This is a genomic window from Bacillus sp. ABA4_010, assembly GCF_056159105.1.
On the sequence record NZ_JBSWUN010000003.1, the window covers coordinates 140,575 to 166,485 of the forward strand.

The 25,911-nt window shown below is 40.1% G+C and carries 23 protein-coding genes and 1 other annotated feature (1 of these 24 only partly in view); of the genes, 22 read left to right on the plus strand and 1 reads right to left on the minus strand.

Translation table 11 applies throughout. The annotated features are described in order from the left end of the window. Nucleotides 1-97: 97 nt before the first annotated feature. The 3 genes from pfkA to ACXAEO_RS01925 all read left to right on the plus strand — a co-directional run bounded on the left by pfkA (nt 98) and on the right by ACXAEO_RS01925 (nt 3,365). Nucleotides 98-1,057, plus strand: a complete 960-nt coding sequence (gene pfkA / locus ACXAEO_RS01915) for a 6-phosphofructokinase (protein WP_474877307.1) — start codon at nt 98-100, stop codon at nt 1,055-1,057. Nucleotides 1,058-1,092: 35 nt separating this feature from the next. Next, nucleotides 1,093-2,853: a pyruvate kinase gene (gene pyk, locus ACXAEO_RS01920; protein ID WP_474877309.1), complete on the plus strand. Its 1,761-nt coding sequence runs from the start codon at nt 1,093-1,095 to the stop codon at nt 2,851-2,853. Nucleotides 2,854-2,972: 119 nt separating this feature from the next. Next, nucleotides 2,973-3,365 carry an FxsA family protein gene (locus tag ACXAEO_RS01925; RefSeq protein WP_474877311.1) on the plus strand — a complete coding sequence of 131 codons (393 nt, stop codon included), beginning with the start codon at nt 2,973-2,975 and terminating at the stop codon, nt 3,363-3,365. Nucleotides 3,366-3,558: 193 nt separating this feature from the next. On the opposite strand, the gene ytvI is transcribed toward ACXAEO_RS01925, so the two are convergent. Next, nucleotides 3,559-4,677: a sporulation integral membrane protein YtvI gene (gene ytvI, locus ACXAEO_RS01930; RefSeq protein ID WP_474877314.1), complete on the minus strand. Its 1,119-nt coding sequence runs from the start codon at nt 4,675-4,677 to the stop codon at nt 3,559-3,561. A gap of 93 nt (nt 4,678-4,770) precedes the next feature. On the opposite strand from ytvI, the gene ACXAEO_RS01935 reads away from it, so the two are divergent. From ACXAEO_RS01935 to ytxC, 19 genes are all read left to right on the plus strand, one after another. After that, the gene (locus ACXAEO_RS01935) at nt 4,771-5,241 is read left to right on the plus strand and encodes a DUF441 domain-containing protein (protein WP_474877316.1); all 471 of its coding nucleotides are present in this window, start codon (nt 4,771-4,773) and stop codon (nt 5,239-5,241) included. Between the two features lie 361 nt (nt 5,242-5,602). Continuing rightward, entirely contained in the window at nt 5,603-6,721 is a 1,119-nt protein-coding gene (gene citZ, locus ACXAEO_RS01940) for a citrate synthase (RefSeq protein ID WP_474877318.1), read from the plus strand. Nucleotides 6,722-6,813: 92 nt separating this feature from the next. After that, entirely contained in the window at nt 6,814-8,085 is a 1,272-nt protein-coding gene (gene icd / locus ACXAEO_RS01945; protein WP_474877322.1) for an NADP-dependent isocitrate dehydrogenase, read from the plus strand. Between the two features lie 118 nt (nt 8,086-8,203). Then, a complete protein-coding gene (gene mdh, locus ACXAEO_RS01950; RefSeq protein WP_474877326.1) occupies nt 8,204-9,142 on the plus strand; it encodes a malate dehydrogenase in 939 nt (312 codons plus the stop codon). A 244-nt stretch (nt 9,143-9,386) separates the two neighbouring features. Continuing rightward, nucleotides 9,387-10,103, plus strand: coding sequence for a response regulator (locus ACXAEO_RS01955; protein ID WP_474877328.1), 717 nt, complete (start codon nt 9,387-9,389; stop codon nt 10,101-10,103). Beyond that, a complete protein-coding gene (pnpS, locus tag ACXAEO_RS01960) occupies nt 10,096-11,853 on the plus strand; it encodes a two-component system histidine kinase PnpS (protein WP_474877330.1) in 1,758 nt (585 codons plus the stop codon). The genes ACXAEO_RS01955 and pnpS overlap by 8 nt, the downstream gene beginning before the upstream one ends. A 339-nt stretch (nt 11,854-12,192) precedes the next feature. After that, nucleotides 12,193-13,158, plus strand: coding sequence for an FtsH protease activity modulator HflK (hflK, locus tag ACXAEO_RS01965; protein WP_474877333.1), 966 nt, complete (start codon nt 12,193-12,195; stop codon nt 13,156-13,158). Further along, nucleotides 13,155-14,090, plus strand: a complete 936-nt coding sequence (gene hflC / locus ACXAEO_RS01970) for a protease modulator HflC (RefSeq protein ID WP_474877336.1) — start codon at nt 13,155-13,157, stop codon at nt 14,088-14,090. The genes hflK and hflC overlap by 4 nt, the downstream gene beginning before the upstream one ends. Before the next feature lie 186 nt (nt 14,091-14,276). Next, a complete protein-coding gene (gene polA, locus ACXAEO_RS01975) occupies nt 14,277-16,907 on the plus strand; it encodes a DNA polymerase I (RefSeq protein WP_474877339.1) in 2,631 nt (876 codons plus the stop codon). Nucleotides 16,908-16,925: 18 nt separating this feature from the next. Further along, a complete protein-coding gene (mutM, locus tag ACXAEO_RS01980; protein ID WP_474877341.1) occupies nt 16,926-17,759 on the plus strand; it encodes a DNA-formamidopyrimidine glycosylase in 834 nt (277 codons plus the stop codon). A gap of 108 nt (nt 17,760-17,867) precedes the next feature. After that, complete coding sequence (gene ytaF, locus ACXAEO_RS01985) at nt 17,868-18,506, plus strand: sporulation membrane protein YtaF (protein ID WP_474877343.1); 639 nt, start codon at nt 17,868-17,870, stop codon at nt 18,504-18,506. 25 nt (nt 18,507-18,531) lie between these two features. Further along, nucleotides 18,532-19,158 (plus strand): dephospho-CoA kinase, encoded by a 627-nt coding sequence (gene coaE / locus ACXAEO_RS01990; RefSeq protein WP_474877346.1) that lies wholly within the window; start codon nt 18,532-18,534, stop codon nt 19,156-19,158. A gap of 212 nt (nt 19,159-19,370) precedes the next feature. Continuing rightward, a complete protein-coding gene (locus ACXAEO_RS01995; protein WP_474877348.1) occupies nt 19,371-20,402 on the plus strand; it encodes a glyceraldehyde-3-phosphate dehydrogenase in 1,032 nt (343 codons plus the stop codon). A gap of 343 nt (nt 20,403-20,745) precedes the next feature. Further along, nucleotides 20,746-21,126 (plus strand): adenosylmethionine decarboxylase, encoded by a 381-nt coding sequence (speD, locus tag ACXAEO_RS02000; RefSeq protein WP_474877351.1) that lies wholly within the window; start codon nt 20,746-20,748, stop codon nt 21,124-21,126. A gap of 171 nt (nt 21,127-21,297) precedes the next feature. Next, a complete protein-coding gene (locus ACXAEO_RS02005; RefSeq protein WP_474877355.1) occupies nt 21,298-21,696 on the plus strand; it encodes a cytosolic protein in 399 nt (132 codons plus the stop codon). A gap of 89 nt (nt 21,697-21,785) precedes the next feature. Beyond that, nucleotides 21,786-22,247 (plus strand): transcriptional regulator NrdR, encoded by a 462-nt coding sequence (gene nrdR / locus ACXAEO_RS02010; RefSeq protein WP_474877358.1) that lies wholly within the window; start codon nt 21,786-21,788, stop codon nt 22,245-22,247. Nucleotides 22,248-22,378: 131 nt separating this feature from the next. After that, nucleotides 22,379-23,803: a replication initiation and membrane attachment family protein gene (locus tag ACXAEO_RS02015; RefSeq protein ID WP_474877360.1), complete on the plus strand. Its 1,425-nt coding sequence runs from the start codon at nt 22,379-22,381 to the stop codon at nt 23,801-23,803. Nucleotides 23,804-23,865: 62 nt separating this feature from the next. Then, nucleotides 23,866-24,795, plus strand: a complete 930-nt coding sequence (gene dnaI / locus ACXAEO_RS02020) for a primosomal protein DnaI (RefSeq protein WP_474877362.1) — start codon at nt 23,866-23,868, stop codon at nt 24,793-24,795. A gap of 99 nt (nt 24,796-24,894) precedes the next feature. After that, nucleotides 24,895-25,737 (plus strand): sporulation protein YtxC, encoded by an 843-nt coding sequence (gene ytxC, locus ACXAEO_RS02025; protein ID WP_474883905.1) that lies wholly within the window; start codon nt 24,895-24,897, stop codon nt 25,735-25,737. A gap of 60 nt (nt 25,738-25,797) precedes the next feature. After that, nucleotides 25,798-25,911 (plus strand) — a binding site (T-box leader); it runs 148 nt beyond the window's last position.

Genomic DNA, 25,911 nt, shown 5'->3' on the forward strand with positions numbered 1-25,911 from the left:
GCGCGTTTTCCTTTTGGGTAATCTTCCTTCTCTATTGTGTTCCAACATTCTTCATGGTATTTTATAGACAGTTAAGCGCAATGAGGTGAAAAGAGACATGAAAAGAATTGGTGTTTTGACAAGTGGCGGAGATTCACCCGGAATGAATGCCGCTATTCGTGCAGTTGTTCGTAAAGCAATCTATCATGACTTAGAGGTATATGGAGTATATAATGGGTATTCCGGATTAATCGCGGGAAACATTGAAAAGCTTGAAGTAGGAGACGTAGGGGATATTATCCACCGCGGCGGTACGAAGCTTTACTCTGCTCGATGCCCGGAATTTAGAACCCTTGAAGGGCAGCAAAAAGGAATTGAACAATTAAAGAAACATGGGATTGAAGGACTTGTTGTTATTGGAGGCGACGGCTCTTACATGGGAGCTAAAAAGCTAACAGAACACGGATTTCCATGTGTAGGTGTTCCTGGTACAATTGATAATGATATTCCAGGTACGGACTTTACAATTGGATTTGATACAGCTTTAAATACAGTAATCGATGCGATTGATAAAATTCGTGATACAGCAACATCTCACGATCGTACATATGTCATTGAAGTAATGGGAAGACATGCTGGTGATATCGCTTTATGGGCAGGACTAGCAGGTGGTGCTGAAACCATTCTAGTTCCAGAAGCGGATTATGACATGGAAGACATCGTAGCTCGCCTGAAACGCGGAACAGACCGCGGCAAGAAGCACAGCATTATTGTTGTGGCAGAGGGTGTAGGAAGCGGTGTAGACTTCGGGAAAAGAATCGAAGAAGAAACTGGATTAGAAACACGTGTAAGTGTTCTTGGCCATATTCAACGTGGAGGTTCCCCAACTGCATTCGACCGTGTACTTGCAAGTCGTTTAGGAGCAAAAGCAGTAGAGTTGCTTCTTGAAGGAAAAGGCGGACGTTGTGTAGGAATTCAAAATAACGTGTTAGTCGATCATGATATTCTTGAGATTTTAGAACATAAACATGATATCGACCATTCAATGTACCAGCTTTCAAAAGAATTATCAATTTAAGACAAATGGAACAAGTTCGAGGAGGATATAAGGGAATGCGTAAAACAAAAATCGTTTGTACTATCGGTCCTGCGAGTGAAAGTGTTGAAAAATTAGTTGAATTAATGAATGCCGGATTAAATGTATGTCGTTTGAACTTTTCACATGGTGATTTCGAGGAGCATGGCGCTCGTATCCAAAACATTCGTGAAGCAGCGAAACAAGCAGGGAAAACAGTAGCGATCCTTTTAGACACAAAAGGACCAGAAATCCGTACTCATAATATGGAAAACGGAGCTATTGAGTTAACAGCAGGTTCTGAAGTTGTTGTATCCATGAAGGAAGTAACAGGAACAACTGAAAAATTCTCCATCTCTTATCCTGGTTTAATTGATGATGTAGAAGCGGGTTCTAGAATTTTATTAGATGATGGTTTAATCGGCTTAGAAGTATTAAGCATTGATAAAGCAGCACAAGAAATTACAACAAAAGTATTGAACTCAGGTACTTTAAAAAATAAAAAAGGCGTGAACGTTCCTGGTGTAAGCGTCAACTTGCCTGGTATGACAGAAAAAGACGCAAAAGACATCGTATTCGGTATCGAACAAGGTGTTGACTTTATTGCGGCTTCTTTCGTACGACGTGCGTCAGATGTATTAGAAATTCGCCAATTATTAGAAGAACACAATGCTTCTCATATCCACATTATCCCTAAAATCGAAAACCAAGAAGGTGTCGACAACATCGATGAAATCTTGGAAGTATCAGACGGTTTAATGGTGGCGCGTGGTGATTTAGGCGTAGAAATTCCAGCTGAAGAAGTACCACTTGTGCAAAAAGCGTTAATTAAAAAGTGTAACGCTCTTGGTAAGCCGGTTATTACAGCAACGCAAATGCTTGATTCTATGCAACGTAATCCGCGCCCGACACGTGCAGAAGCAAGTGACGTAGCGAATGCGATTTTTGACGGTACAGATGCGATCATGTTATCTGGTGAAACAGCTGCTGGTACGTATCCTGTTGAAGCAGTACAAACCATGCACTCGATTGCGTCTCGTGCAGAGCAAGCATTAGACTACCGTGAAATTTTATCAAAGCGCAATAAACAAGTTGGCTGCACAGTGACGGATGCGATTGGACAATCGGTTGCTCATACAGCATTGAATTTAGAAGTAGCGGCAATTCTTGCTCCGACAGAAAGCGGCTATACAGCGAAAATGATTTCTAAATATCGTCCACAATCACCAATTATCGCAGTAACAGCAAATGAAGTTACATCTCGCCGCTTAGCTCTTGTTTGGGGAGTATACCCTGTTAGCGGCCAAAATGCATCTTCTATTGATGAAATGTTAGATAACTCTGTTCAGTCAGCGTTGTCAACAGGTATCATTTCACATGGTGATGTAGTAGTCATTACGGCTGGTGTTCCTGTAGGAGAAGCAGGTGCAACAAACTTAATGAAGATCCATGTTGTTGGTGATGTATTAGCAAAAGGACAAGGAATTGGCCGTAAATCTGCTTTTGGTAAAGTTGTAGTAGCTAAAAATGCTGCAGAAGCGACTGAAAAAGTAACAGAAGGTTCAATCCTTATCACTAATAGTACAGACCGTGACATGATGGGAGCGCTAGAAAAAGTAGCGGCTATTATTACAGAAGAAGGCGGTCTTACATGCCATGCAGCGGTTGTTGGATTAAGTCTTGGTGTTCCTGTTATCGTTGGTGTAGAAAATGCAACAAGCATCTTTAAAGACGGTCAGGAAATCACAGTAGATGCGACACAAGGTGCGATTTATGAAGGGCATGCAAGCGTCCTTTAATTTGTTCCTCTTTTAAATAATCCAGCATGAATAAGTTCATGCTGGTTCAGATGTATATGGAAAAAGCCCGAAGTTTATTTATAAACGTTCGGGCTTTTTTACAAAAGGAGGCTTTTATTATGCGTGTTCTTATCCCTTTATTAATTATCATTCCCGCATTAGAAATGTGGTTGCTTTTGTTGTCAGGTAAAACCTTTGGAGCACTGCCTACTTTCTTGCTCGTCATATTAACAGGTGTTCTTGGTGCCTATTTAGCGAAAAAGCAAGGAGTTTCGGTGTTAATGAAAGCGCGGGAACAATTGTCTTATGGTCAGCTCCCAGGAGAAGCGATATTAGATGGAATTTGTGTTTTATTTGGCGGAGCCGTTTTGCTCACGCCAGGTTTTATTACGGACGCCATGGGCTTTTTTCTTCTTTTTCCGTTAACGAGAAAAATGGTCAAACCATTTCTGGCGAAATGGCTGCAAAACCTTTTTAAAAACGGCCACTTTATTACCATTCGAAAAGGCTGATATAACAGTCTGCCTGTCACATCCGTTCCAACGGGACCTGTCATGAACATCCCGAAAGTGAAGGGGTGTTCATGACAGGCTCTTTTCGTTCTAGACAAATTTTCTGAAAGGAAACTGCTGTCTTAATCAATGATTGAATTTTTCCCCATTTGGTGGAGAGGTGGCGAATTATGAAGGTGAATCTCTATAAACGCTATGTCGTTTTTTTGCCGATAATAAAGTTCCAAAGCTCTTCAAAGACATGTGCGCTATGTAATGTTTTGATAAGAACGAGAATAACTGGGCCGGCGATTAAACCAATCAGTCCAAGTAACTTGAATCCAACAAACAACGAAATTAAGGTAGCAAGCGGATCCAGTCCAATGCTGGAAGAAAGAATCTTCGGTTCCATGACTTGTCGCTGAACAACCACGACAGCATAAAGGACTGATAAACCGATGGCAAAAGAGGTATCACTGCTGAAAAAAGCATAGATAATCCACGGAATAAAAATTAATCCTGTTCCGAGATAAGGTAGGATGTCGACAAGGCCGATAATAAGCGCAATCGTAATCGCATATTCGACCCGCAAAATTAGCAAGCCAATTAATACAATGATGGTTGTAATTGAAATAAGCGTTAATTGGGCTTGCAGAAAGCCAAACAGTGCTTTACGTAAATCAGCAAAAACGGTTTGACCGCTTTTTCTTGCTTTCATAGGAAGGAAACGTTGAAGTCCCGCTTCGAGACGATACCAATCTTTGCTAATAAAAAAAGTAGCCAGTAAGGAAAAAATAATGACAGTGGCTGTATCTGGAAGCCACCCGAGTAAAGCGGGGAAACTTTGAAGTAGATTTGTAATGAAGGTTCCCACTGTCTGGGTGATTTTTGTTCCGATATCTTGGATGTTTGTTAAAATGGTTTCTTGCTGGTTGGCTCCAAGACTGTCAAAAAAGAAATGAATATCTTCGTAAATCGGAAGGATTTGACTGGCGATAAAATTTTCAATAAATACAATCAAATTTTCGAAATGGCTTGGGACGGTTTTGGCCAAATATTCTGTGCCTGATATAATTTCAACGACTAATAAGGTAACAAATCCAGCTACTAACCCTATGACAAAGAAAATTGATAAGAGAACCGCCATGGCCCTAGGAAGCCGTAAGCCTTTTTGAAAGACGTTCACAAGAGGATTGATGAAAAAAGCAATGATGAGAGCAATGATGAACGGATATGTAAGAGTGGATACATAATAGAGCGCCAATCCCCCAAGTACAACAGCGGCAATGACAAGGAAAAGGCGGATAAAACGGTCTAAGTAAAGCTTGTTCAAAACATTCCCTCCTTTAACAATCATACTTTTATTTTACTCTTATTTACGTATTTAAGGAAATATTATGAAAAACCTTGTTTTTTACATGAAAGGATGAATATCATCGTGTCACAACCTATTTTATTTTTATTTGCTCTACTTGTTATTGGCCTAGTAGCCAAAAATCAATCGTTAATAGTGGCAGCTTCTTTCCTCGTTCTGTTGAAGTTGGTTGGTTTAGATGGGAAGTTATTCCCTTATTTGCAAGCGAAAGGCATTAATCTTGGGGTGACGATTATTACCATTGCCGTTCTTGTACCCATTGCAACAGGTGAAATTGGGTTCAAGCAGCTCGGGGAAGCGTTGAAATCTTCCTATGCATGGATTGCGCTTGGCTCAGGGATTGCAGTCGCCCTTATTGCTAAATATGGACTGGAGCTTTTGGCAGATGATCCTCATATTACGGCTGCGCTTGTATTCGGAACCATTTTAGCAGTTTCGTTATTTAAAGGGGTGGCGGTCGGGCCATTAATTGGTGCCGGTATTGCGTATTTATTCATGAAAATGGTTAATTTGTTTTCTTGATGTTTTACTATAATAATAATGTTTCAAAAAAATAATTTGTTCTTTTGATTCACAAAAGTCTGATAATTGTTTATAATATTACTTGAGGTAGCATTCGCTTACATATCCTTAGAGTGGTTAGTATCATTCTTATAAAATGTTTGCAGATACATTTATACATGTAAATGTACCCTTTTAGAAACAAATGGAAATGTAAGCATTTTCTTTTTCTGTTACACTAGTGTAGTACACGATTTTTATTAGAGTGTGCTTTTTGAAAGTTTATTCTCACACTGAGCATACGCTCAATGTTGTTTATGCGTTTGTCTGAGGTTTAGGCAAATGGGTTATGGGGAATTTTTTCGGTAAAGGAGAGAGGAATATGACAGTTACTCGTGGTCTTGAAGGGGTTGTAGCTACTACATCGTCTGTTAGTTCAATCATTGATGATACACTAACGTATCGTGGATACAACATCGATGATTTGGCGGAGCATGCCACTTTTGAGGAAGTTGTGTATTTGTTGTGGCATGGAAAACTTCCAAATCAACAAGAGTTAACCGCCTTCACAAAAGAGCTGGCTGAAAATGCGAGCTTGCCTGAAGAAGTGATTCAACACTTCAAAACATATCCAATCAAACAAGTTCATCCAATGGCAGCAATTCGCACTGCCGTTTCATTATTAGGGTTATATGATGATGAAGCTGATGTCATGGATGAAGAAGCGAATTATCGCAAGGCTGTGCGCCTTCAAGCGAAACTGCCAGTTCTTGTGACTGCTTTTTCTCGTATTCGTAAGGGGTTAGAACCGATTGCACCAAAGACGGAGTACAGCATTGCTGAGAACTTTTTATACACTTTAACAGGCGAAGAGCCAAGTCAAATCGCTGTTGAAGCGTTTAATAAAGCTCTTGTGCTTCATGCGGATCATGAATTGAATGCATCCACTTTTACTGCACGCGTTTGCGTTGCAACGTTGTCAGATGTTTATTCTGGGGTGACCGCTGCTATTGGTGCTTTAAAAGGTCCTCTTCACGGAGGAGCAAATGAAGCGGTAATGAGAATGTTGTCAGAAGTGGAAGAAGTGGCAAATGCAGAGTCTTATGTCCGTACGAAATTAAACAATAAAGAAAAAATTATGGGCTTTGGACACAGAGTATATAGACAAGGAGATCCGCGTGCGAAGCATTTGAAGAAAATGTCTGAAAAGCTGACGCAGTTGACGGGTGAAACAAAATGGTATGATATGTCTGTGAAAATCGAAGAGATTGTCACATCTGAAAAATCATTACCACCAAATGTCGATTTTTACTCTGCTTCTGTATATCACTGTCTGAAGATTGACCATGACTTATTTACACCAATTTTTGCGGTGAGTCGTGTGTCAGGATGGATTGCTCATATACTTGAGCAGTACTCCAACAACCGTTTAATCCGCCCTCGCGCTGATTATACAGGTCCAGACAAACAAGTTTACGTACCAATTGAACAACGTTTGTAAGACACTATATTTTGGTGTCTGGCAGTCTTTAAGGTTGTTAGACACCTCTGCTAATCTACTTGATTGAGACAAGCTATTAGGAGGTAATTTTCGTGGTCCAAGGAGAAAAAATTACAGTAACAAACGGTGTGTTAAATGTACCAAACTATCCAATCATCCCTTTTATTGAAGGAGACGGCACAGGTCCAGATATTTGGGCGTCAGCTTCACGTGTATTAGAAGCAGCAGTGGAAAAAGCTTATAATGGCGAAAAGAAAATCGTATGGAAAGAAGTATTAGCAGGAGAGAAAGCATTTAACCAAACAGGGGAATGGCTTCCTGCAGAAACATTGGATGTCATCCGTGAATACATAATCGGGATTAAGGGGCCGCTTACGACTCCTGTTGGCGGTGGTATTCGCTCATTAAACGTAGCGTTGCGCCAAGAGTTAGATTTATTTGTATGCCTTCGTCCTGTTCGATATTTTGACGGAGTACCTTCTCCAGTGAAACGTCCAGAAGATACAGATATGGTCATCTTCCGTGAAAATACAGAAGACATTTATGCTGGTATCGAGTATGCAAATGGATCTGAAGCAGTGGAAAAAGTCATCCGCTTCTTACAAGAAGAAATGGGTGTTAATAAAATCCGCTTCCCAGAAACATCTGGCATTGGAATTAAGCCGATTTCAGCAGAAGGAACAAAACGCCTTGTTCGTGCCGCTATTAATTACGCTATTAACGAAGGTCGAAAATCAGTAACGCTTGTTCATAAAGGAAATATTATGAAGTTTACAGAAGGTGCCTTCAAAAACTGGGGTTATGAAGTAGCAGAGCAAGAGTTTGGTGATAAAGTATTTACATGGGCTGAATACGATCGAATTGTGGAAGCTGACGGGAAAGAAGCAGCGAACAAAGCACAGGCAGAAGCGGAAGCAGCAGGGAAGATTATCGTGAAAGATTCGATTGCTGACATCTTCTTACAACAAATTTTAACTCGTCCTCGTGAATTTGATGTTGTGGCGACGATGAACTTAAATGGTGACTATATTTCTGATGCGTTAGCTGCACAAGTTGGCGGTATCGGTATTGCACCAGGTGCGAACATTAACTATGAAACAGGACATGCAATTTTTGAAGCAACTCATGGTACAGCACCTAAATATGCAGGATTGGATAAAGTGAATCCATCTTCTGTTATCCTTTCTGGTGTGTTAATGCTTGAACACCTTGGCTGGCATGAGGCTGCTAAACTTGTTACTTCTTCAATGGAAAAAACCATTGCGTCTAAAGTGGTCACGTATGACTTTGCTCGTTTAATGGACGGAGCAACAGAAGTGAAATGTTCTGCATTTGGTGATGAATTAATTAAAAATATGGATTAAAATAGAAGTTGGCAGCATCCTTCATTCGAAGGATGCTTGTCAATGCCATTCGCATAAGGCGTGAAGCGAGTGAACGGTAATACATAACTGTCTTAAGACAATAAGGGAGGTCTTTTTTATGACAATGAAACGTAAAAAAATCTCAGTAATTGGTGCAGGTTTTACAGGAGCAACGACGGCATTTTTACTTGCTCAAAAGGAACTAGGGGATGTTGTTATTGTGGACATTCCGCAGTTGGAAAATCCAACAAAAGGGAAAGCGCTTGATATGCTTGAAGCAAGTCCTGTTCAAGGGTTTGATGCTAATATTATCGGTACGTCGAATTATGAGGATACAGCTGATTCTGACCTTGTAATTATTACTGCCGGCATCGCACGTAAACCTGGCATGAGCCGTGATGATCTTGTTTCCACAAATGCAAAAATTATGAAATCCATCACAAAAGAAATTGTGAAACATTCGCCTGACACGACTATCATTGTGTTGACAAATCCGGTAGATGCAATGACATATACGGTCTTTAAAGAAGCAGGGTTACCGAAAAACCGTGTTATTGGTCAATCAGGTGTGCTTGATACAGCACGCTTCCGCACATTTATTGCACAAGAGTTAAATTTATCTGTTAAAGATATTACAGGTTTCGTTTTAGGTGGCCATGGCGATGACATGGTGCCACTTGTCCGCTATTCTTATGCCGGCGGTATCCCGCTTGAAACTCTTATTTCGAAAGAGCGGTTAGAGGCAATTGTAGAACGTACACGTAAAGGTGGCGGAGAGATTGTCAATTTACTAGGAAATGGCAGTGCTTATTATGCTCCGGCGGCATCGCTAGTAGAAATGGCGGAGGCGATTTTAAAAGATCAGCGCCGTGTCCTTCCAGCTATCGCGTTCTTAGAAGGGGAGTATAATTTTGACGGCATTTATTTAGGGGTGCCAACCATTTTAGGAGCAAATGGAATCGAAAAAATCATCGAATTAGAATTAACAGCAGAAGAGAAGGCGGCATTGGATAAATCAGTAGAATCTGTAAAAAATGTTATGGACGTATTAGCATAAAACCTAACAAAAAAATTCGGGGGACGCCTCGAATTTTTTTGTTAGGTTTTTTAGGAATGACACGGATAGCTTTGTTCGACGTTGGGTTGCTTTTGTTCACCTATTATGAGTTTGGGGGAGAAAATCTATTGAAAGTTCTTGAGGAGAACTTAAACACATTTGCCATGCTTCATTGTACACTTTCTGAAATCATTGTATGATGGTATTAAAAGCTAGGTTTCAATTCGTACAGATGGAGGCGTTTATGGGTAAGAAGTTATTAGTTGTTGACGATGAGCAATCAATTGCGATGTTGCTGCAATATAATTTACAGCAAGCAGGTTTTGATGTGATAACTGCCAAAGATGGAGAAGAAGGCTATTATATGGCGATGGAACAGACACCGGATTTAATTGTATTGGACTTAATGCTTCCTAAAATGGATGGCATTGAAGTATGCAAAAAACTTCGACAGCAAAAAGTGATGATTCCAATCTTAATGCTGACGGCGAAAGATGATGAATTCGATAAAGTACTGGGACTTGAGCTTGGGGCAGATGATTACATGACAAAGCCGTTTAGCCCTAGAGAAGTGGTCGCGAGGGTAAAAGCGATTTTGCGTCGCGCGCAGCTACACGCACCTGAAGTTTCGGTGGAAGAAGAGGGAGAGCGCATTTTCATTGGTGATTTAAAAATTTTACCAGAGCAATATGAAGCTTATTTTTTGACAGACCGATTAGAGCTTACCCCTAAGGAATTTGAATTACTGTTGTATCTTGCCAAACATAAAGGGCGCGTGCTGACTCGTGATCAGTTATTGAGTGCTGTGTGGAATTATGACTTTGCCGGTGATACGCGCATTGTCGATGTTCATATTAGCCATTTACGTGAGAAAATTGAGAAAAACTCGCGCAAACCGTTATACATAAAAACGATTCGCGGACTTGGCTATAAGCTAGAGGAGCCTAAGTTGGATGAATAAGTTCCGCTCTCGCTTGCTTTTTGCTCTTCTCACTCTCATCATCGTCGTTTTAATTGGGCTGGCCCTGCTTTTAGGACAGCTTTTTAAAGGGTTTTATTTGCAAAATTTTCATCATCGAATGGAAAAGGAAGCGAAAGTGGTTGAGCTGCTTGTGCAAGAAGAGGGATTGTCGAGCCCTTACTTACAAGAAAAGCTTGATTTAGTGAGCGCGACACTCAATGTCCGAACGACGATTATTAAGCAAAGCGGAAAAGTTGTATTTGATTCCAATCAAATGGATGAGAATATCGAACAAGATAATTTAACGATTATTCAAGACATTGTTAAAGGAAAATTAAAAGATAAGGACGGATTTTATCAAGTCGAAGAACAGGATAATCTTTATTATTACGGAGTCCCGTTGATTGATAATGAGAAGCATTTGGGGTTTGTCATATTAAGTACATCGGTTAATTCGTTTGATAAAGTTAATCAACAAATATGGGGGCTGTTAATTGGCAGTCTTGGAATGGCATTGATTGTCATTCTTCTCCTCGGTGTTCGAATTATGACGCAATATACGAAACCGATTGAGGCAGCCACACAAGTAGCAATGGAACTGGCCAAAGGAAATTACAAAGCAAGGACATACGAGGATTATGTAGATGAGACAGGCATGCTCAGTCAAGCTATTAACATGCTGGCACGTAATCTTCAAGATTTAATAAGTACACAAGAAATGCAGCAGGATCGACTCCGAACATTAATTGAAAACATGGGAAGCGGCCTTATCTTAATTGATAGCAGAGGATACATCAACCTTGTGAACAAGGCGTATAAAGAGCAATTCCAAATCGATCCTTCTGATTATTTATATCGCTTGTATTATGAGGCCTTCCAGCATAAAGAAGTTAGTGCCCTTGTTGAAGAAGTGTTTATGACGGAAGTGAAATCCCGTAAACAGCTCGTTCTTCCCATCAAAATTGAGCGAAAGCATTTTGATGTGTATGGTGCCCCCATTATCGGATTAAATGATGAATGGAAAGGGATTGTCCTCGTTTTTCATGATATTACAGAATTGAAGAAACTAGAGCAGGTACGTAAAGACTTTGTCGCTAATGTTTCTCATGAGCTAAAAACACCGATTACTTCCATTAAGGGGTTTGCTGAAACCTTACTTGAAGGGGCGGGAGAAGATGCCCAGCTTCGTGAACAATTTCTGCAAATCATTTTAAAGGAAAGTCATCGAATGCAAGGACTGATTCAAGATTTGCTTGATTTATCGAAAATTGAACAGCAAGGCTTTACGCTTTCAATTCAATCTGTTCATCTGCAGGAGACATTAGAAGAAATTTTCTTGATGCTATCAGGAAAAGCGGCGGATAAAGACATTGATTTACAGCTCCAGCTTCCAGATGAACCTTTATACATCGAAGCTGACCCCTTACGCTTAAAGCAAATTTTTATTAATTTAATCAGCAACGGCATTACATATACCCCATCCGGACGTTTTATTCGGGTGTGGGCTGTAGAAGAAAGTGATCGTGTCAAAGTGAGCGTACAAGATACCGGTATTGGCATTAGTGAAGAGGAAATTCCTCGAATTTTTGAGCGGTTTTATCGAGTTGATAGAGCGAGAAGTCGGAATTCCGGTGGAACCGGTCTTGGCTTGGCCATTGTTAAACATTTAGTAGAAGCACACCGCGGGAAAATCGAGGTGACAAGTCAAATAGGAGAAGGCACGACCTTTACGGTCACTTTTTTTAAGTAACCGCCTACTCTGTAAGAAATGATTTGGAGACCGTATGAAAAGTAAAGAAAAAATTCCCTTTCTTTACAAAACTTTACGTGAACTTTACAGTTTGTTTAATTTATCTTAATAAAAGGTTGGTAAACTTGTTTTTGGAAACCCCTTCATCCAAGGAGCCAATGTGGAAAGGCGGAGACAGCTATACTGTTTCCGCCTCTTCTTTTTTATTTAACAATAACAGAAAATTCAGTTTTTTTATGTTGTTTTTTTGAAAATCCTGTATAAAATTGCTTATTTCTTGAAACCTTTCCTATAATAGTTCGTATAACGTATTGTAACGAGGAGAGAGAGGTGCTGTAAATGACAAGTGCACGGCAAATTAGTAAATATGTCGGAATTGTAATTGGAATTCTTTTATTAGGAGTTGTCGCTTTTACTACTTGGTATACAGTAGATGAATCGGAACAAGCGGTTATTGCTACATTTGGTGCGGTCGATGAGGGAGTGGCAGAACCAGGGCTTCATTTCAAGTTGCCATGGCCGATTCAGAAAGTAGAAAAACTATCAAAAGAAACGTTCAGTTTACAGTTTGGTTATGATGAAGAAGATGGAAAAGTGACAGAAGCTCCGAAGGATACGAAGATGATTACCGGAGATGAAAACATTGTATTAGCTGACATGGTTGTGCAATGGAAAATTACAAGCCCGGAAAAGTATTTATATAATGCAGAAGATCCTCAAGCTATTTTGTACAATGCGACAAGCGCTTCGTTAAGAAGCATTATCGGCAGCTCGAAAATTGATGATGCGTTAACATCAGGGAAAGCTGAAATTGAAGGTCAAGTGAGAGAGCTTTTGTCCACATTAATAGACCGCTATGACATTGGGATCTCCATTTTAAGTGTGAAACTCCAAGATGTTGAACTTCCAAATGAAGAAGTTCGAAAAGCATTTACGAATGTAACGGATGCACGGGAAATGATGAACACGAAAATTAACGAAGCAAATAAATACCGCAATAAGCGAACGAAAGAAGCGGATGGGGAAAAGGATGCGATTATCTCGAATGCAGAAGGGGATAAAGCAGCCCGGATTGAAGCCGCTCGTGGAGATGTAGCTGTTTTTGACGCTATCTATAATGAATACAAAAGCGCACCTGAGATTACAGAGAAACGACTTATTTTAGAAACGATTGACCGTGTTCTTCCTAATACCCAAATTTATATTATGAAGGATGATGGAAATACGATGAAATATTTACCGCTTCAACCGATGGACAAGAAAGCGGTGCCGCAGCAAACTGAGGAAGGAGGGGGACAAAATTGAGTAACGGAAACATTGTAGATATGAATGAGAAAAAGGGACGGTCAGGTGACTGGAAAAAATATACGAGAGGCGGCTTTATCGCTTTTTTAATCATTATTGTTCTTGGCTTTCTATTGAGCAACGTCTTTATTGTAAAAGAAAACGAATATAAAGTAATTCGTCAATTTGGTGAAGTCGTCCGAATTGATTCGAAACCAGGGTTAAGCTTTAAAATTCCGTTTATTCAATCTGTCACATCTCTTCCGAAATATCAAATGGTGTATGATGTACAAGAAGCGGAAATCAACACAAAAGATAAGAAGCGAATGCTTGTTGATAACTATGCAGTATGGAAAATTGAAAATCCTAAAAAAATGATTGCTAACGCACGTTCTGTTGTGAATGCGGAAGCGAAAATGGGCGAATTTGTGTTCTCTGTCGTTCGTTCTGAATTAGGGCAGCTAGACTATGATGAAATCATTAATGATGAGAAAGCCCAGCGAGGCAGTTTGAATGACCGCGTGACCGAGCAAGTCAATAAACTCGTCGATAAAGGGAATTATGGAATTAAAGTCATTGATGTACGCATGAAGCGAACCGACTTGCCTCCTGAAAATGAGCAATCCGTTTACACGCGAATGATTTCTGAGCGGGAAACGAAAGCGCAAGAATATTTATCAATGGGTGATGCCCAAAAAAACCGGATTATCGCTAAAACAGATCAAGAAGTAAAAGAGCTATTAGCAAAAGCGAATGCTGAGGCGGAGGTCATTCGTGGTCAAGGGGAGACAGAAGCGGGCCAAATTTATAATAGCTCCTACTCAAAAGACCCTGATTTTTACGAGCTTTACCGTACGTTGAATTCTTATTTGAAAACAATCGATGATGAAACGGTCATTGTTCTCCCTGCGGATTCTCCATATGCGCGAATTTTAATGGGGTATTCAAATTAAAGAACGACCGTTTAGTGTGAACGAGGTTTGCTGTTTAGCGGCGACCTCGTTTTTTTATGGAATTCCTTAGTTTTTCTTTCTCTCGAGTATTCTGCTAGAATAAGATTATCAATTGCTGGCCAATGGGCGTGGCGACGGTCCCTACCTTTGCCTTCGCATGCCAAGTAATCAAATGGAGGATGACGCATGTCGAAAAAGTTAGTATTAGTAGATGGGAACAGTATTGCATATCGGGCGTTTTTTGCTCTTCCTTTATTAAACAATGATAAAGGCATTCACACGAACGCCGTTTATGGATTTACCATGATGCTCATGCGCATATTGGAAGAAGAGAAACCGACACATATGCTTGTCGCATTTGATGCAGGGAAAACAACCTTCAGACATGAGACGTTTAAAGAATATAAGGGTGGCAGGCAAAAAACGCCGCCAGAGCTGTCAGAGCAATTTCCTTTCATTCGAGAGCTGCTTGATGCGTATAAAGTGCAGCGTTACGAGCTGGCGAATTATGAAGCGGACGATATTATTGGAACGCTATCTGCACAAGCGGAACAAGAAGGGTTTGACGTCAAGGTTATCTCAGGTGATAAAGATTTGCTTCAGCTCGTGTCACCCCATGTAACAGTAGATATTACACGTAAAGGCATTACAGATGTGGATTCGTATACACCTGATGCCATTGCGGAAAAATACGGGATCACTCCTATTCAAATTATTGATATGAAAGGCCTTATGGGAGACAGTTCTGATAATATTCCAGGTGTGCCGGGAGTAGGAGAGAAAACCGCGTTAAAGTTGCTGAAAGAGCACGGGACAGTGGAAACACTGCTACAGTCGATTGAGAGTGTAAGTGGGAAAAAGTTAAAAGAAAAGCTGGAAGAAAACCGCGATCAGGCGTTGATGAGCAAACAGCTTGCCACGATTTATCGTGAGGCGCCTGTGGAAGTGCAAGTCAATAACCTTACATATGAAGGATATGATGAAGAAAAGGTCGTTTCGTTATTTAAAGAATTAGGCTTTAATTCACTGTTAGAAAAAATGGGAGCCCCTACCACGCAAGTGGAGCAAGAGTTGGAGGAAATTTCTTTTGAAAAGCTCACGGCGATTGAGGAAGCGGGACTGCCAGACGAAGCGGCTCTTATTATTGAAACCATTGATGAAAATTATCATCATGCAGATATTATCGGTTTCGGGCTTGTTTACGAGGAAGGGAAGTTCTTTATTCCAGCCGAGTTGGCGCTTCAATCACCTGTTTTTCAAGCGTGGCTTCGTGATGAAAGCAAAAAGAAATATGTGTTTGACGGTAAAAAAGCGATTGTCGCTTTAAAATGGAGAGGAATCGAGTTAAAAGGAATTGCTTTTGATTTATTGATTGCATCCTATATTTTAAATCCGTCCGATTCGACAGAAGATATGGCTTCTATTGCAAACGAAAAAGGATATACGCAGATCCAAAGAGATGAAGCGGTATATGGAAAGGGAGCGAAACGGCATGTGCCAGAAGAAGAAGTTATTGCTGAGCACATCGTAAGAAAAGCAGCCGCACTCTATGAACTCAGAGGGGACATGCTTAAAGGCTTGGAAGAAAACGAACAGGACAAACTATTTACTGAATTAGAAATGCCGCTTTCATTCATTTTGGCAGAAATGGAATATCAAGGCGTAAAAGTGGATGCGGATCGTTTAAACCGGATGGGTTCAGAAATTGGAGAGAGACTAGCGGAGTTTGAACGGAAGATCTACGAACTTGCCGGAACGGAATTTAATATTAATTCGCCGAAACAGCTAGGTGTGATCTTATTTGAAAACTTGAATTTGCCGGTTATTAAAAAAACAAAGACAGGGTATTCTACATCGGCGGATGTATTGGAGCAATTGGCGGAGGCTCATGAAATCATTCCGCAAATTTTACATTATCGTCAGCTCGGTAAATTGCAGTCCACTTATATTGAAGGGCTGAAAAAAGTGATTCATGCCGAAACGAATAAAGTTCATACACGTTTTAATCAAACGTTAACTCAAACAGGCCGATTAAGTTCAACCGACCCTAATTTGCAAAACATCCCGATTCGTTTGGAAGAAGGGCGAAAAATTAGACAAGCATTCATTCCGTCTGAAGAAGGATGGACTATTTTTGCGGCTGACTATTCTCAAATTGAACTACGGGTACTAGCGCACATTGCCGGTGACGAAAAATTGATCAACGCCTTTAAGCATGATATGGACATTCATACAAAAACGGCAATGGATGTTTTTCATGTGGAAGCAGATGAGGTAACGGCAAATATGCGACGTCAAGCAAAGGCTGTGAATTTTGGCATTGTTTACGGAATTAGCGATTATGGCTTATCCCAAAGTCTTGGAATTACGCGAAAAGAGGCTGGGAAATTTATTGATCGTTATTTAGAGAGCTTCCCGGGCGTAAAAGAATATATGGAAGAGAGCGTGCGGGAAGCAAAAGCAGCGGGGTATGTAACAACATTATTGCATCGTCGCCGCTATATCCCGGAGATTACGAGCCGGAACTTTAATTTGCGCAGCTTTGCGGAACGAACGGCTATGAATACGCCGATTCAAGGCAGTGCCGCCGATATTATCAAACTGGCGATGATTCATATGGCTGCCCGCTTGCAAGAAGAAAATATGCAGGCAAGGCTGCTGCTGCAAGTTCACGATGAATTAATTTTTGAAGCCCCTGCGGATGAAATTAAGAAATTAGAAAAGCTTGTGCCAGAAGTTATGGAGCAAGCAATTGAATTGAAAGTGCCATTAAAGGTGGACTATTCATATGGACCAACATGGTTTGATGCAAAATAAGGGAAGGGAGTAGGTAAGGTGCCTGAACTACCAGAAGTTGAAACCGTAAGACGGACGTTGCTCGAATTGGTTGTTGGAAAAACAATTAAGCATGTTCGAATACTATGGCCAAATATCATTAAGCGTCCTGCTGAGGTGCAGCAATTTCAAGATGCGCTCGTTGGACAGACCATTAGCGATATTGGAAGGCGTGGAAAATTCTTAAAAATCTTTTTGGATGATTATGTGCTTGTTTCACATTTAAGAATGGAAGGCAAATATGCTCTTCATCAAGCCGAGGAGCCTTATGACAAGCATACGCACGTTTTTTTTCAGTTTACGGACGGCACAGAGCTTCGGTATCGAGATGTCCGAAAGTTTGGGACGATGCATTTGTTTGCTAAAGGAGAAGAAGACTGTGAGCTTCCTCTTGCGCATCTTGGACCTGAGCCGTTTGCGTCAGAGTTCACACCAGACATGCTGTATGGGCAATTACAAAAAACCAACCGAAAAATAAAAGCAGTATTACTGGATCAAAAAGCGGTCGTGGGACTTGGAAATATTTATGTAGATGAGGCATTATTTCGCGCAAGTATCCATCCTGAACGCTCAGCCAATGCACTGACAAAAAAAGAAGTGACGCTTCTTCATCGAGAGATTGTTGATACATTACAAGAAGCGGTTGAAAAAGGCGGAAGTACTATTCGAACATATGTAAATACGCAAGGACAAATTGGCTCGTTTCAACTTCAGTTATTTGTCTATGGAAAAAAAGGGGAACCATGCACGCGTTGCGGCACCGCAATTGAAAAAATAGTAGTAGGGGGAAGAGGCACCCATTTTTGTCCGAAATGCCAAAAAACAGACAACTAATTAACATAAGGATGACTCTAATTTCGCCAACCATCAATAACACGATAAACAATGGATAGGCTCTTTCCATATACTGACCATAGAAAATGGAATGGAAGGAGCCTAACGATGGTTGTGACACTTTCCTTATTTTTATTAGCTTTCGCTGTCAGTCTCGATAGTTTTAGCGTTGGGTTGACATATGGTCTGCGCAACATGTTTATTCCGTTAAAGTCCATTATCGTCATTTCTGTTTGTTCTGCTGCCTCTTTAATTTGCTCGATGATGCTTGGGAAAGGGCTGTCTCACTTTTTCTCACCAGAGTGGACAGAAAGACTGGGCGGACTTATTTTAGTTCTTCTCGGGGCATGGGTGCTGTATCAATTCTTTCGTCAAGAAGATGAATCCGCCTCCCAGCAGAAGGATGAAAAAATGTTATGGAAGCTAGAAATTCAATCATTCGGAGTCGTCATTCATATTTTAAAGAAACCGACGGCGGCCGATTTTGACCAATCCGGTTCCATTACGGGAGTGGAAGCAGTAATGCTAGGGCTGGCTCTGTCACTAGATGCTTTTGGTGCTGGTATCGGTGCTGCTTTACTCGGTTATTCACCTGTACAACTGGCGTTCATTGTTGTCTTAATGAGTTCATGCTTTTTATTATTGGGAATTCGATGTGGAAAAGCCCTTTCTAGGGTGAAGTGGATGAAGGCTTTTTCTTTTATTCCTGGTATTGTTCTCATTATGATTGGAATTTGGAGACTCTAGTCGCACGAAGAAAGAAGGAGAGAAGATGGGGCTAATTATAGGCTTAACAGGAGGCATTGCCAGCGGAAAAAGTACGGTCTCTAATATGTTGGCGGATTTAGGAATTCCGGTTGTTGATGCGGATGTGATTGCCAAAGAAGTGGTCCAAAAAGGGCGACCCGCTTACAAGGAGATTGTGGATGTTTTCGGCGAGGACATATTAGGCGAAGATTTACAGTTAAATCGTTTGAAGCTTGGTGCCATTGTTTTTAATAGTGAAGAAAAGAGACAGCAATTAAATCAAATTGTTCATCCCGCTGTCCGAAGCGAAATGCTGGCTCAAAAAGAAGCTTTCATTCGAGAGGGACATGAAACCATTGTCATGGATATCCCTTTGCTGTTTGAAAGTAAATTAACATCTTTTGTCGACAAGGTGCTACTTGTCTTTGTAGACGACCATGTCCAACTAGAGCGACTAATGGCAAGGAATGGCTTTACAGAAGAAGAAGCCAAATCGCGAATTCAAGCGCAAATGCTTTTAAGTGAAAAAGCAACTCTTGCGGATGCACTTATTAACAATAATGGAACGGTTGTTGAAACGAAAAAGCAGCTGTTAGCTATTTTATCGGAATGGAATGTCACAGTTCCGCATGATGATGGCATAAACAGCTAAATAATGATCAGTAATTAATCTGCTAAAATGTTGAATATAAGTCGGGGAGACTGGTACAAAACGTGTCCTAGTCTCTTCGACTTATATTATTTTTTGAATATTTTTAATTTGTGAAAATAGACATTTTAATCAACCGCTTTCAGGTTAAATGTGTTATACTTTATTTGTGATAAACGTTAAAAAGTATAACATATATAGAGAGGGGCTTCGCCATGAAAGCAAGAGTTGCTATCAATGGTTTCGGGAGAATAGGGAGAATGGTATTTCGCAATATTATAAATGAGGAAAATGTAGAGGTAGTGGCGATTAATGCGAGTTATCCGGCATCTACATTGGCTCATTTGTTGAAATATGATTCTGTACACGGCAAGTTCGAAGGGGAAATCGTTCCGACGGAGGATTGTTTAATTGTAAATGGAAAAACCGTTCGTCTGTTAAATTCCCGCGATCCTTTATATTTACCATGGAAGGACTTGAAGATTGATCTCGTGATTGAAGCGACGGGGAAGTTTAACTCACGGGATAAAGCCAAGCTTCATCTAGATGCTGGAGCGAAGAAGGTTGTGTTAACCGCTCCTGGAAAAGATGAAGATATCACGGTGGTAATGGGAGTGAATGAAGATAAGTTTGACGTAGATCGCCACTTTATTATCTCTAATGCTTCTTGTACAACGAATTGTTTAGCGCCGGTCGTGAAAGTGCTGGACGATGCATTTGGAATTGAAAACGGTTTAATGACGACTGTTCATGCTTATACAAATGATCAAAAAAATATTGATAATCCGCATAAAGATTTGCGTCGTGCTCGATCATGCGCTCAATCCATTATTCCAACTACAACAGGGGCAGCTAAAGCATTATCGCTCGTATTGCCTCATTTAAAAGGAAAGTTACATGGAATGGCGTTACGTGTACCAACACCAAACGTATCATTGGTGGATTTAGTTGTCGATGTGAACAAAGACGTAACCGTTGATCAAGTCAACGAAGTATTTACTGAAGCGGCGGGTAATTCTTTAAAAGGGATCTTAGATTTTACAGTAGAGCCGCTCGTATCCATCGATTTTAATACTAATTCTCATTCTGCCATCATAGACGGTCTTTCTACGATGGTCATGGATGGTCGAAAAATAAAAGTACTGGCTTGGTATGATAATGAATGGGGTTATTCAACAAGGGTGGTGGATTTAGTTAAGCATATCGCAGCTAAAATGGCCCAGCCCTCGGTCGTAAAGGTCAGTTAAAAAAACGGGCTTAGCGAAATGACAGCTAAGCCCGTTTTTTTATGCATGCGTATCGTTGTCATAATAGGGAACAGTAATACAGAGTGACCGGAATCACCCTTTAACAATTTAAAAAATGAAAAAAAGCGTTCACCAAAAATATAAAATCATCTGTTGCAAAATTAGTTTAAACAAAGTATACTATTTTTCGTGAACTTCTTAAGGCGCTTTGGTGATGCTTCTACTTAAAGGGTTAGGACCTCTCTGGACTAACTTTCCCCCGTGGTAGCCAGCATTCCATATAGCAAAGGATTTCAGTTTCAATCATTAGACGATCAAAATTTGTTAAAGGGGGAAGTTTAGTATGGAAACAATGGGTCGCCACGTTATCTCAGAATTATGGGGTTGCGATTTTGACAAGTTAAATAATATGGAGTATATCGAAAAAACTTTCGTTGATGCAGCATTAAAATCAGGTGCAGAGGTTCGTGAGGTAGCATTTCACAAATTTGCTCCACAAGGTGTAAGTGGTGTTGTTATTATTTCTGAATCACACTTAACTATTCACAGCTTTCCTGAACATGGTTATGCAAGTATTGATGTATATACATGCGGGCATTTAGATCCTACAATTGCGGCTGATTACATTGCAGAAGCATTAGGAGCTCAAACTCGTGAAACAATTGAGTTGCCACGCGGAATGGGTCCTGTACAAGTGAAACAAGGGCAAGTAAAAGCTCTTTAATGAAATCGTAAAACGGATTAGAGGTGTATATGATGCACCTCTTTTTATTATATTGTCAGGTTTTAGCGAACTTGTCGTTTTTAACCTATATGGAAAACAATCGTGCAACATCTTTTAAGACGCAAAGTTGCGCGATATGTTGGAACAATGAGAGAAAAAGGAGCGAAAATAATGGGACTGTTGCAATCTATCAAGCAAGTATTCTCTAATCATTGTGAAACATCTGACAAGCATGACGATTTGTCATTACGAACACACTACTATAAAACGACCAGTGCCCATGCCTTGACGCAAATAAAAAGTTTGATCGAAGGACTGGACGGTTTTAGTTTGCTATCGGTGTCTGAAGAACACGGGGAATTGAGCGTCAATGTTAAAAAAGGAAAAAAAGCATTTATGGTGATCAGTGTGATATCAGTGAGACCATTTGAAACCGCTGTCGATTTTTCCGTTACAACAGAGACGACGTTACTTCCTGTTGACTTTGGCTACAGTAAAGCACTAGTTAAAAAGATGTACGAATTAACGAATGAGCAATTGGTATTGATTAGACCAACGAAGACGAATTAACGGAATCACTCGAATTCCTAAGGATAAACTTGTATTCGCACGTCATTTTCTATAAGATGAAAGTAAAAGAAATTATTGGAGCTGAGGAAATGAAGTGCCCTTCTTGTCAGTTTAATGGAACAAGAGTGTTAGACTCTCGTCCTATTGAGGAAGGACGGTCAATTCGGAGAAGACGCGAATGTGAGCAATGCCACTATCGCTTTACTACGTTTGAGAGGGTGGAAGAAACGCCTCTTATTGTCGTCAAAAAAGACGGAGCGAGAGAAGAATTCAGTAAAGAAAAATTGTTGCGCGGACTTATTAAGGCGTGTGAAAAACGCCCTGTTACGTTAAAACAATTAGAAGATACGATTTTTGATGTTGAAAAGGAGCTGCGCAGCCAAGGTGTAGCGGAAGTGCAATCCGAAGTAGTCGGTGAAATGATTATGGAGCGTTTGGCAACAATTGATGAAGTCGCCTATGTTCGCTTTGTTTCTGTGTATCGCCAATTCAACGATATCAATGTCTTTATTGAAGAGCTAAAAGAATTAATAAAAAAAGAACGTGCGTAAAAAGAGCTCATAGGGATTCCTTAAAGCTCTTTTTTAGCTTCAAATTCGTTACTTCTATTTTACATATGCCAGTTTCAATTTACACTTAGTACAGTTCACCTCTAGATGGTGGAAAGAAAGGTTCGAATGATATGACAGAACAGCATTGGAAAGAGTTAATTCCTGTCGACCGTTATATTGTACGTTCGAACGGAATTCTTCAAGACTATGATCGTAAAATATTGACGATGCTTTATCAGCCGCTAGTCGGATCTTTATGTTTCAGTCTCTACATGACCTTATGGAGTGAGTTAGAGCAAGATCGTATATGGGGAAAAGAGACGACTCATCACTCATTGATGGCGATGATGCAAATGAACTTAAAAAGCATCTATGAACAACGAATGAAGCTGGAAGGAATCGGCTTGTTAAAAACGTATATGAAACGAGATGAGGAGAGCCGTTTATTTGTGTACGAGTTGATCCCGCCGTTAACGCCAGAACAATTTTTTAATGACGGGGTATTAAATATTTACTTGTACAACCGGCTTGGAAAAACCGTGTTTCAAAAGGTAAAAGCTTATTTTTCCGATCGATTGTTAGAGTATGGTGATTTTCAGCCTGTTACCCGTTCCTTTAATGAGGTGTTCCGTTCGCTTCATACAAGTGAGATGATTAGCAATGCGGGAGAAGAAGCACAACGAGATTTGCAGCTTTCTCCAACTTCTGAATATCTGTCCGCTTCTTCTAAAGCAGAAATTGATGTGGCTGATGATGTATTTAACTTTGACCTGTTTTATGCTGGTTTAAGTGAATCGCTCATACCGAAAAAATCCATTACACCAAGGGTGAAAAACGCAATTAAAAAACTAGCTTTCCTATACGGAATTGATCCATTGCAAATGAAAAACGTCATCCTCCAGTCATTAGATGAGAATGACCAAATTGATATCGAACTAATGCGAAAGGCGGCGCGTGATTTTTATCAATTTGAGCAAGGGGATCAATTGCCACATTTAGCGGAACGGGTTCAGCCGCCTGCTTTGCGGACAGAAACGGAGAAAGAGCCGAAAACGCAGGAGGAACAGCTTATTCGCCAGCTTGAACGTATTTCTCCAAAACAACTTCTTATGGAATTGTCAGGCGGAGCGGAACCGGCCAAAGCCGATTTGCAAATTATCGAAGATGTATTATTTCAGCAAAAATTAACTCCAGGTGTCGCCAATGTGCTAATTTACTATGTGATGCTCCGTTCAGACATGAAATTGTCAAGGGCATATGTAGAAAAAATTGCGAGCCATTGGGCAAGGAAAAATATTCGAACGGTGAAAGAAGCGATGGACCTTGCTAAGCGTGAGCATCAACAGTATCAAAAGTGGACGGAGTCGAAACAAACAAAACGCTCTAGTACGAAAAAAACAGTACGGAAAGAAAAAGTTCCGGATTGGCTTCAAAATAAACAAGACACTAAAAAAGAATCAATCAAAGAAGAGGGAACGACTGGTTTAGACTTCGAAGAGGAAAAACGTAGGTTGGAAGAAGAGTTGAAACAGTACCGTCAGCCTAAGCAGCCGTAACGCCTATTGTTCAACATCAGTTTAAAAAATTGGATCTATAAGCAAGAAAGCGGTGATAAAACGTGCAGCGAATCAATAATGCGTTTCAAGACCTTATTAAAAAAGAAGACTTTAGTGAACGATTTCAGTCATTGAAGAACCAAGTGATGAAAGACCCTGGTGTGCTCGCGTTTATAAAAGAGCATAAAGATGTGGTCGATACCAAGATGATCGAACGCAGTTTAATTAAACTATACGAATATACAACACAAAGCAAACAGTGTGAGCGCTGTGAATCGCTCGGCCACTGTATCAATATGATTCAAGGGTATCAGCCTCGCTTAGTGATTCAAGGAAAAGCGATTGATTTACAATATGAGCGCTGTCCAAGCAAAGTTCGTGAAGATGAACGGAAAGAACAAGAAGCGTTTATCCAAAGTCTGTACGTACCGAAAGATATTTTGCGGGCATCTTTAGCAGAGGTGGAAATTGAGCAAGGGCGTATTGAAGCGATTAAACTTGCTCATGAATTTGTTCGGAATTACAATACGGAGAAAAAAATGAAGGGCCTTTATGTGTACGGGCCGTTTGGTGTCGGAAAAACGTATTTACTTGGAGCAATTGCCAATCAGCTGGCTGAGAAAAAAATACGTTCGCTCATTGTCTATCTTCCGGAGTTTTTACGTGAGTTGAGAGGGTCTTTTCAAGATCAAACCTTCAATGAAAAAATTGAATTTGTCAAAAAAGCACCTGTTCTTATGCTTGATGATATCGGGGCTGAATCAGTGACAAGCTGGATGAGAGACGATGTGTTAGGAGCTATTTTGCAATTTCGGATGTTGGAAAACTTGCCGACTTTTTTCACTTCCAATTTGAACTTAAATGAACTAGAGCATCATCTCACGTATACACAGCGTGGAGAAGAGGAAAAAGTCAAAGCAGCGCGGATTATGGAAAGAATTAAAGCATTATCCATTCCGGTAGAAGCAGTTGGACGAAATAAAAGAGATTAAAAAATGAGCAAGTAGGCTTTACTTGCTCATTTTTTATGAAAACCCCCATATACATAGTACTAATAAACGTGTCCTAAAGGGGGGATATGATTGATTAAAGTGTTTTTTCGATGTGAAAAAGACGCACGAATTATTTATGAATGGTTATGTGCGCGTCAAAGCGCTTTATTATATTTCGATACATGCTTTCAGTTAGTTGAACAGAAGCTCTTAATCATAGATTTGTCTGCCAACAATGGAATAGTCGTCGAGAAAATCGTAATTCCCGTGTTAAAGGAATATGTACTCATGTACAAAGAAGAAGAAATCATTATGAATCTTTTACGCCAAGTGTTTTTTTATGAGGACGAGGAGGAACGCACTCAAATTATGTCCATGATGTATTCCATTATGGAAGGAGAGCGAGAAAGCATCCCTCAAAAAATCTTTTCACCTTCAAAAGATGAGCTCATAACAGATTCGCTGCAACGTTTTATAACAGGCAATTTAACATTCAGCTTTGAATCATTTATGCAATTTCGTTTAAAGGAATATGTAAAGCGGCTTATGTATTACATTGAACTGGGCATTGATGAATATAAGTTAGAGCAAGATTATCAAATTGTGTTAGAGCAACTTCGGCAAGCAGCGGCTACTCAACAGTCAAAAGTAAGTAGCATTCATGTGGTGGAAGAAGAACAATTTTATTTTTATGATGAACACCTTTTAGAAATTAAAGAAGAAAAAAGAAAGCGTTACAAGGAAGAACTGATGCTGTGCAATGAAGCATCGTACATAGATGAGCATGTCATTCAGCCGCTTTTAGCGATGGCTCCGACACGTATTTATATTTATACAGACAGCCCATTGCGTTCTCTTTATGTAACGATTCGAAACATTTTCCAAGAAAAGGTCACCATCTATCCGAAACATTACTTTCATTTAACTTGTGAGAACAAGTAAAGACAAGAGGTTGATTTCTAGAAATAAAAAAATTATAATGAACACATACTTTTATATGGATATAAAGTTATGATGAGGACATGAGTATGTTTTTACGGTTTACAGAGAGGGAGGCCATGGCTGCAAGCTTCCTAACACGAAAAATGGACTTACCACCTCTAAACTTCAGTAGTG

What these genes read in the sequence shown, in the direction of transcription:
- pfkA (WP_474877307.1), top strand. Translation starts at nt 98, where the DNA reads ATGAAAAGAATTGGTGTTTTGACAAGTGGCGGAGATTCACCCGGAATG.
- pyk (WP_474877309.1), top strand. Translation starts at nt 1,093, where the DNA reads ATGCGTAAAACAAAAATCGTTTGTACTATCGGTCCTGCGAGTGAAAGT.
- ACXAEO_RS01925 (WP_474877311.1), top strand. Translation starts at nt 2,973, where the DNA reads ATGCGTGTTCTTATCCCTTTATTAATTATCATTCCCGCATTAGAAATG.
- ACXAEO_RS01935 (WP_474877316.1), top strand. Translation starts at nt 4,771, where the DNA reads ATGAATATCATCGTGTCACAACCTATTTTATTTTTATTTGCTCTACTT.
- citZ (WP_474877318.1), top strand. Translation starts at nt 5,603, where the DNA reads ATGACAGTTACTCGTGGTCTTGAAGGGGTTGTAGCTACTACATCGTCT.
- mdh (WP_474877326.1), top strand. Translation starts at nt 8,204, where the DNA reads ATGACAATGAAACGTAAAAAAATCTCAGTAATTGGTGCAGGTTTTACA.
- ACXAEO_RS01955 (WP_474877328.1), top strand. Translation starts at nt 9,387, where the DNA reads ATGGGTAAGAAGTTATTAGTTGTTGACGATGAGCAATCAATTGCGATG.
- pnpS (WP_474877330.1), top strand. Translation starts at nt 10,096, where the DNA reads ATGAATAAGTTCCGCTCTCGCTTGCTTTTTGCTCTTCTCACTCTCATC.
- hflK (WP_474877333.1), top strand. Translation starts at nt 12,193, where the DNA reads ATGACAAGTGCACGGCAAATTAGTAAATATGTCGGAATTGTAATTGGA.
- polA (WP_474877339.1), top strand. Translation starts at nt 14,277, where the DNA reads ATGTCGAAAAAGTTAGTATTAGTAGATGGGAACAGTATTGCATATCGG.
- ytaF (WP_474877343.1), top strand. Translation starts at nt 17,868, where the DNA reads ATGGTTGTGACACTTTCCTTATTTTTATTAGCTTTCGCTGTCAGTCTC.
- coaE (WP_474877346.1), top strand. Translation starts at nt 18,532, where the DNA reads ATGGGGCTAATTATAGGCTTAACAGGAGGCATTGCCAGCGGAAAAAGT.
- ACXAEO_RS01995 (WP_474877348.1), top strand. Translation starts at nt 19,371, where the DNA reads ATGAAAGCAAGAGTTGCTATCAATGGTTTCGGGAGAATAGGGAGAATG.
- speD (WP_474877351.1), top strand. Translation starts at nt 20,746, where the DNA reads ATGGAAACAATGGGTCGCCACGTTATCTCAGAATTATGGGGTTGCGAT.
- ACXAEO_RS02005 (WP_474877355.1), top strand. Translation starts at nt 21,298, where the DNA reads ATGGGACTGTTGCAATCTATCAAGCAAGTATTCTCTAATCATTGTGAA.
- nrdR (WP_474877358.1), top strand. Translation starts at nt 21,786, where the DNA reads ATGAAGTGCCCTTCTTGTCAGTTTAATGGAACAAGAGTGTTAGACTCT.
- ACXAEO_RS02015 (WP_474877360.1), top strand. Translation starts at nt 22,379, where the DNA reads ATGACAGAACAGCATTGGAAAGAGTTAATTCCTGTCGACCGTTATATT.